The organism is Synechococcus sp. OH20, from assembly GCF_047502685.1.
Classification (GTDB): domain Bacteria; phylum Cyanobacteriota; class Cyanobacteriia; order Thermostichales; family Thermostichaceae; genus Thermostichus.
The window spans coordinates 20,160-34,581 of the sequence record NZ_JANSIQ010000039.1 but is presented as its reverse complement, the minus strand read 5'-3'; the positions used below and the strand labels follow the sequence as shown (position 1 = coordinate 34,581).

Below are 14,422 nucleotides of genomic sequence, written 5' to 3'. Positions count from 1 at the left end.
CTAGCTCGGTGCCAGGCTCACCTCTGCCCCCCCACCACCCAAGGGGGGGCTAGTCTTTACTCAACCCCGCTGTCAACGGGCCAATCCCCACCCCAAGCATTCCCGCATCACTTGGCCCAATAGATACAAAGACCCGCAAACCACAGCCGGTGGCTCCCCAACAGCTTGAGACTCCTGCATCTGAACACAAAAAGTAGACAAATCGGGCAATGCTTGTGCTGAAGCGAGATGGGGTTGCAGGGTTTGGGCCAGTTGGGCCAGTTGTTCGGGATCTGTCCCTAAGTGTCCGGCAATTGGCAAGGCGAAGAAGGAATCTCCCGGTCGCAGCAGGGTGCTGAGAATACCTTTGACATCCTTGGTGCTGAGGATACCGACATACCAGGCAAGGGATCCAGGTTGGTGCTTGTCTAGATAACGACGGAGAGCCTGGGCGGCGGGTAAGTTGTGAGCTCCATCCATCAGCAACTGGCGGCAACCAAGCTGCACCCGTTGTAAGCGCCCCGGCCAGCGGGTGATGGCAAACCCCTTTTCTACGGCGGCATCGGGGATCTGCCAGCCCTGTTGTTGTAGGGTTTCCACAACGGCAAGGGCTACCGCTGCATTGGTGAGTTGTACATCGCCGCTGAGGGGCAAGGTGAGGATCTGCCCTCGCCATCGGACGGTTTGGGGTTGCAACCATTGCAGGGGTTCAACCACCCGTAGGGGGCTTTGCAACTGCTCTGCCTTGGCTCGGATAACTGCTGTAACCTCTGGGGTTTGGGGTGCGCACACTGCTGGGATCCCTGGCTTGAGAATACCCGCCTTTTCAGAGGCAATTTGGGGCAGGCTGTTGCCCAAGCGCTGCCAATGATCCCAGCCGATGGAGGTGATGGCGGTCACCACGGGCTCGATCCCGGCATTGGTGGCATCCAGCCGACCACCCAAGCCCACTTCTATCACTGCCACGTCCACCTTTTGCCGGCGGAAGTACAGCCAAGCGGCAGCGGTGATGACCTCAAACTGGGTGGGAGAAGCCTCGCCAGGAGCATAGGTTTGTAGGCAGTCGCGCACTTGGGCCAACGCTTGGCTCCAGTCGTTGGCAGAAATGTACTCCCCGTTCAGCCAGATCCGCTCCCGCCAGTCCACCAAATGGGGAGAGGTGTAGCGACCGACGCGATAGCCCGCTGCCCACAGCACGTGGCTGACCCAGGCACAGACGGATCCCTTGCCGTTGGTGCCGGCCACGTGGATAGCCGGGATCCCGGCTTGGGGCCGACCCAGGCGCTGCAGCAGGACTTGCATGCGCTCCAGGCTGAGATCCACACCAAAATGGCCCAGCGACTCCAGAAACGCCGGCCAATCCCAGTCTGGGATCTGAGGCAGGTTTAAGGACAGATCGCTCTGGCTCAAGCCAAGACTCCGTCTCGCTAGCTAGGGGAAGTGAGGTTTGGGGATCGCTACCAGCGGCTCTAGAGGTTCACCACAAAAGCGTCGCGAATGCCCGGCTGCTTGAGTACCTCTTCTAGGATCCCATCTGGCAGGGGATCATCTAAGCTGAGCACCATTACTGCATCGCCGCGGATGATCTTGCGGCCCACCTGCATGCTGGCGATGTTGACATTGTAGGCTCCCAGCAGGGTGCCAATTCGCCCGATGATCCCGGGCATATCTCGGTGCAGGGTCATCAGCATGTTGGCGGAAGGGGGCACATTCACCGGGAACTCGTCAATCTGGGTAATCCGCACCTCTCGCTCCCCGATCAACGCCCCCGAAACGGAGCGGATCCCATTGGGGCCATGGGCAATCAACGTCAGGGATCCCGAATAATCTTTCAAGGAGGGATCTCGAGTTTCCACCACCCGAATGCCCCGTTCTTTGGCCTCGATGGAGGCGTTGACGTAGTTGACCCGTTCCCGCAGCGCCAGCGTCAAAAGCCCTTTGAGGGCGGCAATGACGATCGGCTGCCCATCTTTTTCCGCCAGATCTCCCTGCAGGCGGATCTCCAACTGGTTGACGCGATCCCCAGCCAACTGGCCAACCAAGTTGCCCAAGGTTTCGGCCAAGTCCAGGTAGGGTCTCAGGTTTTGCAACACCTCTGCCTGTAAGCCGGGGATATTCACGGCAGAGCGGGCCGGCAGCCCCAACAACACATCGCGGATCTGCTCGGCCACGTCGATAGCCACATTCACCTGGGCTTCTTCAGTGGAGGCCCCTAGGTGGGGGGTGAGCAGGACTTCCTTGCCCAAAGAAAACAGCGGAGAGTCCTTCAGCGGCTCGTTGGCAAAGACATCCAAAGCGGCTCCGGCAATTTGGCCGGATTTCAGGGCTTCGTACAGCGCCTGTTCATCCACCAAGCCGCCACGGGCACAGTTAATTAGGCGAGCAGTCGGCTTCATCATACGGAAGGTTTCGGCGTTGAACAGGTTGGTGGTTTCAGGCGTTTTGGGAATGTGCAGAGTGATGTAGTCCGATTCCTGTACCAAAGTCGTGAAGTCCACCAGGCGCACCCCCAGTTGCTCTGCCCGCTCCATGGAGAGGTAGGGGTCGTAGGCCAGCAGCTTCATCCCCATCGCCTTGGCAATCTGGGCCACGTGGGAGCCAATTCGCCCCAATCCCACAATCCCCAGGGTTTTTTTGTAGACTTCTACGCCGACAAACTCCTGCCGATTCCATTGGCCCGCTTTCAGAGAGGCATTGGCATCCGGTATGTGGCGCGAGAGGGCCATCATTAAAGCAATGGCGTGCTCGGCAGCGGCAATGGTGTTGCCCTCGGGCGAGTTGACCACCAGGATCCCGGCTTTGGTTGCGGCAGGCACATCGATGTTATCGACTCCAACACCCGCCCGCCCGATGATTTTCAAGTTCGTCCCCGCCTCGATCACCTCGCGGGTGACCCGTGTGCCGGAGCGCACCATGATGGCATCGTAGCTGGGGATAACCGCGATCAACTGCTCTGGGGTGAGCTGGGTTTGCACATCCACCTGAGCCACTTGAGAGAGGATATCGATCCCCGCCTGATCGATGGGATCTGTAACGATAACTCTGGGCATAAGCAGCGCTGGTCTTGTGGGATGGAGGGCAACAGAAGCAGAAGAACCAATTGCTGCCAGTTAAGGCGGATCCCAGCGGATAAGCCAAACCTTGATCCAACCTCAATTGGCACACTTTAATCTACCGCGAAAGTCCGCCGGTAAGGTGAAAACTCAATTCTGCAGCAAGCTGTCCGATCCCAAAAACCCATCGAGCTGCCTTGGAAGAGAGATGGGCCCGTTAAGACAGGGATCCCACCGGGGCAATATATTTCCCGTCGATGAGAAAGACGCCATTGGCAAATTGCACACAATAGGTGCCCAACAGCCGCCGCTGCAGGATCACCCCTTGTTCGTGCAAGCGGATCAAATGGGCCGGGCGCAACATCGGCATCGGGTCAGCCGTCTTTAGATAGGGCGGTATCTCCACCACCTGAACCGTCGCCCCCACCGGCAGTAACCCCTGAGCTTCAGACATAGGGAGAGTTCATGCTGCAACCATCTCTAGCTTAGCCGAGACCCAGGGCGATGCAGGCCCGAAACCTGACCCAACCCAAACAACAGGGCGGAGCCCAGAACCCACTGGATCCCTGAGCCATTGTTGTAAGATTTTTATCTTAAGTACCGAAGTTGCCAGGATAAAAAGGTAACATCTTGCTCAAGCTCCCTGGTTTTTCCCAAGAGGAAAAGCTAGCCAGCCTTTTGAGATGCTGCCAACTGTTCGTGAGTCTGCTATCATACCATGACCTCTTCCAACTGTTTTTTGTATCTTTGGATACGAAAACCTCATTTACCCGAGTAATCTAGGGGTTTTCTCGCTGTGGAGCTGTGGGCGCAGGGCTTGGCAAACCGGCCTTTGGCCCACTCGCTGGCCAGATCTTTGCCGAAATCCTATAGGAGTGTTAAGAATAGTTACATTGGTTGACTATCTTCTCAGTTTTCACAGTCGTCCTTCTTCAGCGCCGCGAAACGACCATGCTAGATCCGATTCCCCCCCCAGCCCTTGAGGAATATCTGTTGGAAACGGGTATTATCGACCGTTCTCAACTGAGTTTGGCCAAAAAGCTGCAGCATCGCCAGCAAGGGCCGTTGCTGATGATTCTTTTGGAGTTGAGTTTCATCGATCTAGAGCAGCTCAGCCGCCTTTTGGATTTGGGCCGCACCTACCCTTTTGACCATGCTGCAAACGCTGGATAGTCTTCAGCCCGACTGGCAACAGGCGCTGGCTCGGTGGTCTACTGTGGAGCAGGGATCCCTGCTGCTGAAAAGCTGTGGGGGAAAGGATCTGGGGGAGTTGCGCCGTTTTCTGCAACAGGTCTGTGCCCCTGTCCAGTCTGTTACGCTGCTGGCAGAAGGCTTGGAGGTGGTGGCCGGCCCCTTGACGCTTCAAAGCTGGGATCCGCAGACAACGGGCCATTTTGCCCACCTTTATCTGGAGCGTCCCGCCTCTACTCTGCACCTGAGTCGTTTGGCGGCGATTGTGGCTCGGTTGCGTGCTCCCGACGGCTGCCCTTGGGATCGGGCCCAAACTCCAGAGTCTCTTACTCCCTACATTCTCGAAGAGGCGTATGAGGCGGTAGCGGCCATTCGCGGCGGGGATCCGGCAGCGATTGCCGATGAGCTGGGGGATTTGTTGTTGCAGGTGGTGCTGCAGTCGCAGATCTTTGCCGAGCAGAACCACTTTGATCTGGAAGCTGTGGCGGCGCGGATTGCCGATAAGCTGATCCGTCGTCACCCCCACGTATTTGGGGAGGCTGTGCCGGCAGACCTGGCCGAGCTGCACCGCTCTTGGGAGCAGATCAAGCAAGAGGAGCAACCGGATCAAAGCCTTGGTCAAAAGCTGCTCCACTATGCTCAAAGTTTGCCCCCCCTGATGGCTGCTCTGAAGATCTCCCAAAAGTTGGTGGGAGCGGGATTTGAGTGGCCAACGGTGAAGGGGATCTGGGCCAAGATCCGCGAGGAAGAAGCCGAGCTGCGCCAAGAATTGGAAAGGGATCCCCCCGATCCGGCCCGACAGGCAGCCGAGTTGGGGGATCTGCTGTTTGCTCTGGTCGACTTGGGCCGTTGCTATGGCTTGGATGCTGCCCAAGCGCTGGCTCAGACCAACCTGCGTTTTGCCCGTCGTTTTTTGCGCATGGAAGAGCTGGCCCAGGAGCCGACAGGATCCATGCCCGGCGATGGCAAAGGCTCCATGCTCAAAGGACGCAGTCTCCAGGAATTGGAAGTTCTCTGGCAACAGGCCAAGCAAGACCATCCCTAGTTCGTCTGGGGTTGGGCCGGCTCTGAGGAGTATCCATTCACCGAACCGTGCAAATTCAAATCCGCCATTTCATCGAATACCGCTACAGTTGTCCGGTGCAACTGGAGCCCCACACTGTGCGCTTGCGACCCCGTTGCAACGGGATCCAAGCCCTCTTGGCCTTTGATCTGCAGGTGGATCCCCGCCCGGCAGGCCAATCGGAGCTGGTGGATCTGGATGGCAACGCGGCGGTTCAGCTCTGGTTTGGGGATCCCACCGAACATCTGCGCATCCAAACCCAGTCCACCGTGGTCACCCTGCGGCGCAACCCCTTTGACTATCTGCTCTGCGATTGGGCCACCCACCTTCCCATCAACTACCCCAGCACGCTGGCGGCCCAACTGCAGCCCTATCTGGCAACCCCGGCAGATGCCGGCATCCAAAGCCTGGCCTGGGAGCTCTGGGATCAGGTGCAGGGGGAGACGACGGCTTTTTTGCCGGCGCTTAACCAACGCATCTACTCCGAGTGCCGCCACATCTTGCGGGAAAAGGGGGATCCTTGGCCCGCCGGCTTGACGTGGCAGCGCAAAACCGGCTCCTGCCGTGACCTGACGCTGGTGTTTATGGAGGGCTGTCGGGCAGTAGGTCTGGCGGCACGGTTTGTCAGCGGCTACCAGGTCAGCCCGCCGTTGCAAGAGAACCCCGAACTCCAGGGCACAGCCAGCAAAGAGCCAGCAGAGCGCCACCTGCACGCCTGGGCAGAGGTGTATCTGCCGGGGGCCGGTTGGCGGGGGTTCGATCCCACCCAAGGGCTGGCCGTGGCCGATGGCCACGTGGCTTTGGCGGCCAGTGCCTACCCCCGAGGTGCCGCTCCTATCTACGGCCATTGGCTGGGCAGGGGTGTTCACAGCCACATGAGCTACACTATCCAAATCCAGGCAGGATCTTCTCCTCAAGCCTAGCTCAACTGAGCTCCATCCTGCGTGGGATCCCTTGATAGATCTGCTGTTGCATCTCCTACTTTAGATATCTTGCTTTAGATATCTTGTAGTGAAGTCCCTTTTCCAAACCATGGAAGAGCTCAACACCCTGATCCAGGATTTACAAGCTGCCTTTGGCGACAGCAGCACGCCGGTGCTCTCGTTATACGCCGACATCAACCCTGCCCGTCCCGAAAATGCCCGCCTTGCCTGGGTAGGACGCATCAAGAACGCTATCAAAGAGCTGCCGGAGTTCCGGGAGGGCAAGCGGGATCCTTCTCTCTACGAGCAAATCCTTGCCCTGCTGGAACAGGAGCGCCCTTCCGCCCGCACCTTAGTTCTTTTTGCCAGCCGCAACGCTGATGGCAAGCTAGTGCTGCGTCGAATTGACCTGCAGGTGGAGCTGCCCGTAGTGGATCTGGCCCACGGGCGGGTAGAAGCCCGCTGGGGTGAGCCGTACTTGACCCCTTTGATTTTCGCCTTCGATGAATATGAGCGGGCCGGGGTGTTGCACCTGTCCGGAGCCAGGTGGCACTTCTACGAGCTCTTTCTGGGAGAACTGCGGGAGGATACCGAAATCTTTGCCAACATCGGCGCCGACGAGTGGCAGGAACTCCGGGATCTGGCCGGCCGCATCGAAAATGCCGTTGCCGAGCGTCGGGCCCGCAGCGGCGGCACCTTCGACAAACTCTCCCCCAAGGAGCGCGAGGCGGCCAAGGTCAGCCTCTGGATGCACAAGCTCTACCAGCGCCTGGCCCAGGCCCTCGACAAAGCGGTGGATCGGCTGGGCATTGAGCGGCTGGTGCTCATGGGGGAAGCCTGGCAGGTATCTCACTTTGAGGGCTACCTCAACCGCGGCTTGCGCAACCGCGTCGTCGCCCGGGTGGGGCACCCCGCCAACCTCCACGCACCGACGCCGCAAGACATCCTCGACCGAGTGGTGCCCGTCCTGGAGGCCGCCGAGCGCCGAGGGGAACTGGTCTTGTTGGAGCGGATTCGGGAGCAGCCCGGCGCTTGGGGCGTGGACGCGGTGCTGGACGCTCTCCAACTGGGTCGGGTGGAAATTCTCGTCCTGCCCTGGAGGTTGGAGACTACCATCTGGCGCTGCCCAGACGGCTCGGTGGGGGGAACCCAGGAGATGGCCCGGCTCCTCTGCCCAGAGCCGCAACCGGTGGCGCTGCGGGATCAGGTCTGGGTGCTGGCCCGCGATTTTGGCGCCAAGCTGGAGTTTGTCCGTGGCGAGGCCGAAGACCGCTTGCTCCACGAATTCCAAGGAGCAGCCGCGCTGCTGCGCTGGTAGAGGCCGCGACCCAATAAGGCCGGATCCCAAGGCGAAAAATTGGGCTAGCATAGCCTAGCCAAGATCTTGAAAGTTTGCCGAGGGATCCCGTTGACCCAGTCTATTGATCTTCCCACCAGCGTTGACACCTTTTTGCAGGAGCTGGCCGCGATTCAGCAAGTTGGGCCGAAACGAGTGGCAATCCTGGGCAGTCGTCACGTGCCCATCACCCACCAGTACCTCATCGAGACCCTCAGCTATGCTTTGGCCCTCACCGGCAACCAGATCCTCACCTCTGGGGCCATTGGCACCAACCTGGCCGTGATTCGGGGGGCGATGCGGGCGGACATGAAATCGCTGACGGTGATCTTGCCGCAAAGCCTGGAGCGACAGCCGGCAGAGTCGCGGGCCAGCCTGGAGCAGGTGCTGCATTTGGTAGAGCACCCCGAAAATGACCATCTTCCCCTGGCAGAAGCCAGCCGCCTGTGCAATCTGGAGATCATCAGCAAGTGTCAGCAGTTGATCTGCTTTGTCTTTCACGACAGCGTCACGCTCCTGGATGCCTGTAAGCACGCCGAGGAGCAACACAAGTTGGTAACTCTCTTCTATTTCGATTGATGGGGCTCCTCCCTGGGTTGAGCTGGCGGCAAGGGAAAGTGTTCTTGTAGCCAGGCTTCGGCTTCTGCCGGGGTGGTGAGTTCGCCGTTGAGGGTGAGACAACGCAGTTGCTCCAAGATCGCCTGGAAAGAGCGACCTGGCCTATAGCCCAGACGACGCAGGTCATGGCCGTTGAGGAGCGGCTTGACCCAGTGCCACTCCTGCAAGTAGCGCCAGATCAGTCGCCGGGCCGGTTTGTCGGCAAGGCTGGCCAACAAAATCACCGCCGGGATCCGCAGCCCCTGCAGCCGTTGCACCACCTGGGCAGGAGACAGGGATCCAGAATTCAGTTGGGCCAGCAGGGTTTGGTAGTGGGGGAACTGGCTGAGGCGTTCGACGCCCGCTTGGGTGAGGTGGAGCTGGTTGGCTACCTGGGGCGCTTGGGGCAGTGTGAGGAGGAGAGCCTCGAGGCGCAGTTGCCAGATCTCCTGGGAGCCCAGCTCGGGATAGCGGCGGCGAAAGTGATGGGCCCAGCGGCCCACCCGCTGCAACCGCCGACACAGGGAGGGATCCCACTCCAGGTCGGGGTGAATACAGCGCAAGGCTCCCCATTCCGCCAGCCGCTCAAAAGCCTGCGGCCAATCGCGGGATTGGAAAATGTAGGCCAGCTCTTGCTTGAGGCGATCCCCGCCGACAGCATCGTGCAGGCCACTGGCCACGGCAGCGCGGATCCATTTTTCTGTGGTCGAGTCCAAGCTAAAGCCCAGGCGCACCGCAAAGCGCACTGCTCGATAGATGCGGGTGGGATCCTCGATGAAGCTGTTGGGGTGCAGGGCGCGGATGATCCCCTGCTGCAGATCCGCTTGTCCGCCGAAAAAATCCAGCACCTGTCCCCGCTGGGGGCCGTTGAGGCGCAGGGCCAGGGCGTTGATGGAAAAATCCCGCCGGTAGAGATCTTGTTGGATGGATCCCATGGCCACTTCGGGGGGCGAGGCCGGGTAGGGGTAAAACTCGGTGCGGGCACTGGCGATATCCACACAAAAGCCGCCTGGCCAGATCAAAGCCGCCGTTTGGAATTTGCCGTGGATCTCCAGCCGCGCTTCTGGGAAGTGCTGTTTGAGCGCTTGTCCCAAAATCAAGCCCCAGCCTGGGGGATCTGTCCCGGCGATAGCCAAGGGGTAAGGCCCATCCACCACCAAGTCCAGATCCAGCCGCTCCAGGTTGGGTGAGGGCGGGCGCCCCCACCGGTGCAGCAACAGATCTCGTACCGTTCCCCCGACCAGATACACCCTCAGGCCCTTTTCATCGGCGATGCGGGCGGCCTGCTCCAGCAACTGTCGATGCCGTTCCGACAGAGCCGCGAAGGTGAGATCCAGAGGGCAGGAAAGGGCAGGGGAAGCCAACTGCGGCGAGAGGGCCGGCAGCTCGTGTAGATGCCGCAACACGTCGGTGCGGGTCACGATGCCCACCAACTGGTCATCCTGGAGCACGGGCAGGCGGCCAATATCCCACTGCACCATCAACCGCTGGATCTCCGCCAGCGGCGTGTCGGGGGAGAGCGTCTTGACGTCGGTGGTCATGTAGCCCTTGACAGGGGCATGGCCAAACCCGTGGTGCAGGGCGATATCGATATCCCGCCGCGAGATCACCCCCACCAAGCGGCCTTGGGCATCCACCACCACCAGGCCAGAATGGCCATAGCGCAACAGCACCCGCTGCGCCTCGTCGATGGTGATCTCCGGTCGGATGGTGCGCACCGGGGCCGACATCAAGTCTTTGGCCGTCACCGGGGGTGGGATCCGCGCTTTGACCGCCTGGCTGAGGGCCGCCAGGACTTGGGCCGGGTCGGGCAAAGGCTGGTCGGGGCTGGCTTTCAGCGTGGCCGCCGCTGCACAGTCGTGGCCGCCGCCACCGTAGAGGGCCATCACCTGGCTCAGGCGGGCAAACTCCTGCCGTGCCCGCCCGATCAGGCTCAGCCGCTCCCCCTGCCGCGCCACCAAGAGCAGCACGTCCACCCCCGTCAGATCCATCAGCCGCATCACCAAGCCGGCCAAGCCGGGCACAAACTCCGGCAGCTCCAGCAGCCACGTTCCCAGGCGATACTCCCCCACCTGCTCTACCTGCATCTGGGCCAGCCCCTGGCTGAGCAGTTCGCGCATCTGGGGGGTGAGGCCATCCCCCAAAAAGCGCCGCAACAAGACCAGGTTTACCCCCTGCTGCAACAGCCAGCTCAGGGCGGCAGCATCGCGGGCGGTGGTTTCCGGGAAAGTCAGGGATCCGGTGTCCATGTGGATGCCCAAGGCCAGCGCCAGCCGCTCAAAAGGGCTGAGGGGGATCCCGGCAGCCTGCAGCCGCTCCACCAGCAATGTACAGGTGGATCCCACAGCCTCGATATGGCAGGTAACCTGCTGCTGCGGCCAAAAGCAATCTGTCGGGGTTTCCGGATCCTGGAGGTGGTGGTCGAAAATCTCAATCTGCGCGCCGGGGACATTCACCCAAGCGGCGGCCTTGCCCAGGCGATCCGGATCGTGGCAATCCACCACAATCCACCGCTGCACCTGGCGGGGATCCACCGAACGCAGCTCGATGAGGGGAAATTCATCCCGGTACAGGGCCAAAAACTCCTGTACCCCCGGCAGGGATCCCCCGGTCAAGGCAATGCGGGCTCCCGGGTACAGGCGCGCTGCCCCCACCGCTGCCCCCAAGGTGTCGAAGTCCGCCGCTTGATGGCACAGGATTAGATCCATGGACAGCTATGCCCGCCGCCTTCTTCCTTCCATCCTGGCCCAACCTGGGATCCCGGCCACAGGGAGAGAACTGCCGCTTGACTGCTGTGGGCCAAAAATGAATTGGCAGGGGTGCTTCAAGGACAAAGCCTTAAAGAGTGGTCAGTTCCTTTTCTTTTTCTGCCAGCAGCTCATCGATTTTCTTGATGTAGCGGTCGGTCAGTTTCTGGATATCCTCTTGCAAGCTTTTGGATTCATCTTCCGACAGCTCGCCGTTTTTCTCCCGCTTGCGCACCGAGTCGATGCCATCCCGCCGGATGTTGCGGATCGAGACCCGACCCTCTTCGGCCAGTTTGGCCACCTGTTTGCTCAGCTCTTTGCGGCGTTCTTCCGTCAGAGGGGGAATGTTGAGGCGCACCACCTTACCGTCGTTGCTGGGGGTTAAGCCCAGGTCAGAGGCGACAATAGCCCGCTCAATGGCCGCCAAGGTCGAGGGATCAAAGGGCTGGATCAAGAGAGTGCTGGAGTCTGGCGTGGTAAGGCTGGCCAAGGCCTTCAGGGGAGTGGGCACGCCGTAGTACTCCACCTGCACGCGATCCAGCAGGCTGGCATTGGCCCGCCCGGTGCGTACCGTATTAAAGGAGCGCTGTGTGGCTTGCACAGCTTTGTTCATCAACTCCTCAATCTCAGCTAGCTCCACGGCGTTTTCCTCGCTTTCAAAACAGTTTCCAGGCTTTGGCAGCCAACTCGACACCTCTACGGTCAGCCTGACCTCAATTTTACTGCTTCGTTGGGATCCGCAAGGGATCCAGATAGCGACAGCACGGCCAGATAGATCCAGTTTGCCCTAGTGCCGGCTCTTGGCTTCCCAGCAGTTGATGAGGTGAACCTCAGCCAAGCGGGATCCTTCCTACGCAAGAGATGGATCTAGAGATGGACCTATATTGCTAACGCTGGAAGAAGCTGCGACTGGATTGCTGTGGGCGGTCACACGTAAACTACATTGTTGTCCGGCTTCTCGCATTCCTCCCGACGCAAGGACTCCGTCCCGCTTCGCGACCGGCTACGCCAGAGCGCGGGGCTTCTGCGGTTTCTAGCTGAATGGGTTGCTTCAACTGCTCGCTCAACGCTGCCGGGAACTGGCTCTAGGCTCAAGCTATCTGTAGACTTGCCAGGCTAACGGAAATGCTCTTTTCTTCTCGGCAAATCTTGCCCTCATTCTTCTACCCACCCCTGCATTGGGGCCTCAAGATCCTCTTTCCCGAGGGCCTGTGGGAGCTGCCGGCAGATCCCCATGCTCGGCGGGTGGCCCTCACGTTTGACGATGGCCCTCACCCCGAGTACACCCCGGCTCTGTTGCGGGTTTTGCTGGATTTTCAGGTGCCGGCCACGTTTTTTGTCCTGGGAGAACGGGTGCAGCGCTGGCCCCACCTAGCCCGTCAGATCCGCCAGCAAGGTCACCGCATTGGCCTTCACGGCTGGCAGCATCGCTCTTTTACCCAGCTTGCCCCCGACGAACTGCGGCGGAGCCTGAAGCGCAGCCAAGCTGCCCTGGTGGCTGCCTGTGGCGGGATCCCTGGCGATTATCGGGCTGTGCGCCCGCCCAATGGCTTGTTTTGGCCGCAGACGCTTGTGGATTTGCGCCGTTGGGGCTTTTGTCCGGTGATGTGGAGCGTGGTACCCGAGGATTGGCTGACTCCACCGGTAGCGGTGGTGGTGGAGCGGGTGCTGGCCCAGGTACAGCCTGGCTCCTTGATCGTGCTGCACGATGGCGTTCAGGGGGGATCCCAAGTGGCTGAGGTGGCGCGGCAGTTGATCCCGGCTTTGAAGGAGCGGGGGTTTGAATTTGTCCACTTGCCGGATCCCTAGAAGATCTGTCAGTTGCGGAGAAAGTTAAATACAGTAGAGGCAAGAGCAAACAGGAGGGTCAGGTCATGGGTGCACGCAAGATCATCTACGGCATTTTCGGGCAACGGGCCGGCAGCGTCATCGTCGGAACTTGGAACTGGCTGTGGGGGCTCCCCGTGGACAAAGGGGGCACAGGGGCAGTGATGGTGGCGGAAGAATCCCTGCGCACCATGCAGGAAACGGTTCAGCGTCTCACCGAAGCCGTTGCCACCCAAGTGGCTGCCTATCAGCGGGCCGAGCAGAAGTACATGCAAAAGGTGCGGGAGTACCAGGCTCTGGAGAACAAAGCTCGCCTGGCCGCCCAACGGGGCGATCAAGAGGCGGCCCGCTTGGCTATGTCCCAAGCGCTGCAAATTGAGGCCATTCTCGGCCCCCTCAAAGAGAATGTGGAAACTGCCGAGCGCTATGTCAACGCGGCCAAGCAGAAGCTGGCCCGCGAAAAGGAGCGACTGGCCGCCTACAAGAGCGAGCTGAGCAACCTCAAAGACATCAACGAGGTGAACCAAGCTCTCGAGCAGATGACCCGTGTCAACAATTCCTACAACATCGACTCAGCCAAGTCGCAATTTGAGGCAGCCAAAAACGCTGTCCAGGCTCGCCAGCTCAAGGCCCGCGCCCTGAGCGAGCTTTCGGAAGATCGCAGCGAGCAAATTGCCGCTCAACTGGACGAGATGGCCATGGACGATGAGATCTCTCGCCGCTTGGCGATGCTGACGGGCCAGGGGGGCGCGCCGGCCAACCTGCCGCTGCCAGATTTGGACTTCGAGAAGCGGCTCCCTCAATAGCGGCAGCAGCTTCCCATTCTGGGGATCCCCTGTTTCCGGGTTCCTCGGCAACTGGGCCGAACATCTCCGTCTGAGCCCATGCGGTAGCCGTGCTGTACAAGGGGGAGCCTTGCCATTGAGGGTCAACGGGCTAGCGCTGATGCGCTCGTACTAGGATGATAAGGATAGGTAACCCATCTGAGGGGAGGATCCCAGCGATGTCAGCAGCACAGGGCGGGCATTCTGCCCGATTGGTTCTACGGCTGTCCAGAGCGTTATTGCTGCTCTGTGTCTGCCTCAGCCTTTTGACCAGTGCCTGCTCTGCAGGCTCCAACCTGCGGGCCTACAGGGATCCCAGCGGGGCCTTTGCCTTTGCCTATCCCAACGGTATGGTGGCGCTCAAGCTCGGGCCGGGGAAAGGGCCGACGGTGCTGCTGCGCGACCTGGTGTACGAGACGGAGAATGTCAGCTTGATGATCGCCCCCTTTGATAAGGGAGAGACGATCGCCGACCTGGGTGGCCCGGACGAGGTGGGGCAGTTGGTGGCAGAGAAGATCATCGCTCCTGAGGGATCCGGTCGCTCCGCCAAGCTGTTGGCTGCCGAAGCCTTTGAGCGGCAAGGTCAGCCCTACTACCTGTTTGAATACCAAACCGACATGGGATCCCAGCTTCGCCATGAAGTGGTGACGGTAACCGTGCGCCACCATCGCCTTTATACTCTGACGGCCTCCACCCAAGAATCCCGCTGGCCGCAGGTGCAAGCCGCTTTTAGGAATGTGGGCCGTTCTCTGAATGTTTCCTGAAGCTTTTTCTTGAGGATTTTCTCATGAAGAGGACGGGGCGGACTTGGGCAAGTTAAAGCTGGGCCTTCCAGATGGAGTTGCCTGCCGATCCCAGCCGGGAATCCGGTGCTAAAACGGT

General features: G+C 60.2%; 13 protein-coding genes. 8 read left to right on the top strand and 5 right to left on the bottom strand.

The genetic code is table 11. The features are described 5' to 3' along the window. Positions 1–72: 72 nt before the first annotated feature. The 3 genes from NW826_RS09155 to NW826_RS09145 form a co-directional block, all read right to left on the bottom strand. Positions 73–1,389 (bottom strand): bifunctional folylpolyglutamate synthase/dihydrofolate synthase, encoded by a 1,317-nt coding sequence (locus tag NW826_RS09155; RefSeq protein ID WP_414334695.1) that lies wholly within the window; start codon positions 1,387–1,389, stop codon positions 73–75. A gap of 59 nt (positions 1,390–1,448) precedes the next feature. Further along, positions 1,449–3,029 carry a phosphoglycerate dehydrogenase gene (serA, locus tag NW826_RS09150; RefSeq protein WP_414334694.1) on the bottom strand — a complete coding sequence of 527 codons (1,581 nt, stop codon included), beginning with the start codon at positions 3,027–3,029 and terminating at the stop codon, positions 1,449–1,451. Positions 3,030–3,249: 220 nt separating this feature from the next. Further along, a complete protein-coding gene (locus NW826_RS09145) occupies positions 3,250–3,486 on the bottom strand; it encodes a DUF3148 domain-containing protein (RefSeq protein ID WP_414334693.1) in 237 nt (78 codons plus the stop codon). Between the two features lie 497 nt (positions 3,487–3,983). Between NW826_RS09145 and NW826_RS09140 the strand changes: the two genes are divergently transcribed. From NW826_RS09140 to NW826_RS09120, 5 genes are all read left to right on the top strand, one after another. Then, on the top strand, positions 3,984–4,205 hold the full coding sequence (locus tag NW826_RS09140; RefSeq protein ID WP_041438119.1) for a DUF2949 domain-containing protein: 222 nt from the start codon (positions 3,984–3,986) through the stop codon (positions 4,203–4,205). Next, the gene (gene mazG / locus NW826_RS09135) at positions 4,186–5,268 is read left to right on the top strand and encodes a nucleoside triphosphate pyrophosphohydrolase (protein ID WP_414509959.1); all 1,083 of its coding nucleotides are present in this window, start codon (positions 4,186–4,188) and stop codon (positions 5,266–5,268) included. The genes NW826_RS09140 and mazG overlap by 20 nt, the downstream gene beginning before the upstream one ends. 47 nt (positions 5,269–5,315) lie before the next feature. Then, positions 5,316–6,209 carry a transglutaminase family protein gene (locus tag NW826_RS09130; protein ID WP_414509958.1) on the top strand — a complete coding sequence of 298 codons (894 nt, stop codon included), beginning with the start codon at positions 5,316–5,318 and terminating at the stop codon, positions 6,207–6,209. Positions 6,210–6,297: 88 nt separating this feature from the next. Further along, positions 6,298–7,527 (top strand): VLRF1 family aeRF1-type release factor, encoded by a 1,230-nt coding sequence (locus tag NW826_RS09125; RefSeq protein WP_414509957.1) that lies wholly within the window; start codon positions 6,298–6,300, stop codon positions 7,525–7,527. Between the two features lie 90 nt (positions 7,528–7,617). Next, the gene (locus NW826_RS09120) at positions 7,618–8,124 is read left to right on the top strand and encodes a DNA recombination-mediator protein A (RefSeq protein WP_414334690.1); all 507 of its coding nucleotides are present in this window, start codon (positions 7,618–7,620) and stop codon (positions 8,122–8,124) included. Here the strand turns inward: NW826_RS09120 and NW826_RS09115 are convergent. Together NW826_RS09115 and frr are read right to left on the bottom strand one after the other, a co-directional pair. Continuing rightward, positions 8,112–10,850, bottom strand: coding sequence for a CBS domain-containing protein (locus tag NW826_RS09115; RefSeq protein WP_414509956.1), 2,739 nt, complete (start codon positions 10,848–10,850; stop codon positions 8,112–8,114). The two genes, NW826_RS09120 and NW826_RS09115, sit on opposite strands and share 13 nt — an antisense overlap. A 130-nt stretch (positions 10,851–10,980) precedes the next feature. Then, entirely contained in the window at positions 10,981–11,529 is a 549-nt protein-coding gene (gene frr / locus NW826_RS09110; RefSeq protein ID WP_414334688.1) for a ribosome recycling factor, read from the bottom strand. 485 nt (positions 11,530–12,014) lie between these two features. Here frr and NW826_RS09105 point away from each other — a divergent pair, with 485 nt between their 5' ends. The 3 genes from NW826_RS09105 (at position 12,015) to psbP (ending at position 14,304) form a co-directional block, all read left to right on the top strand. After that, positions 12,015–12,698 carry a polysaccharide deacetylase family protein gene (locus NW826_RS09105; protein WP_414509955.1) on the top strand — a complete coding sequence of 228 codons (684 nt, stop codon included), beginning with the start codon at positions 12,015–12,017 and terminating at the stop codon, positions 12,696–12,698. Between the two features lie 65 nt (positions 12,699–12,763). Then, complete coding sequence (locus tag NW826_RS09100; protein WP_414334686.1) at positions 12,764–13,522, top strand: PspA/IM30 family protein; 759 nt, start codon at positions 12,764–12,766, stop codon at positions 13,520–13,522. A 197-nt stretch (positions 13,523–13,719) separates the two neighbouring features. Next, positions 13,720–14,304, top strand: coding sequence for a photosystem II reaction center PsbP (psbP, locus tag NW826_RS09095; protein WP_414334685.1), 585 nt, complete (start codon positions 13,720–13,722; stop codon positions 14,302–14,304). Positions 14,305–14,422 lie beyond the last annotated feature (118 nt).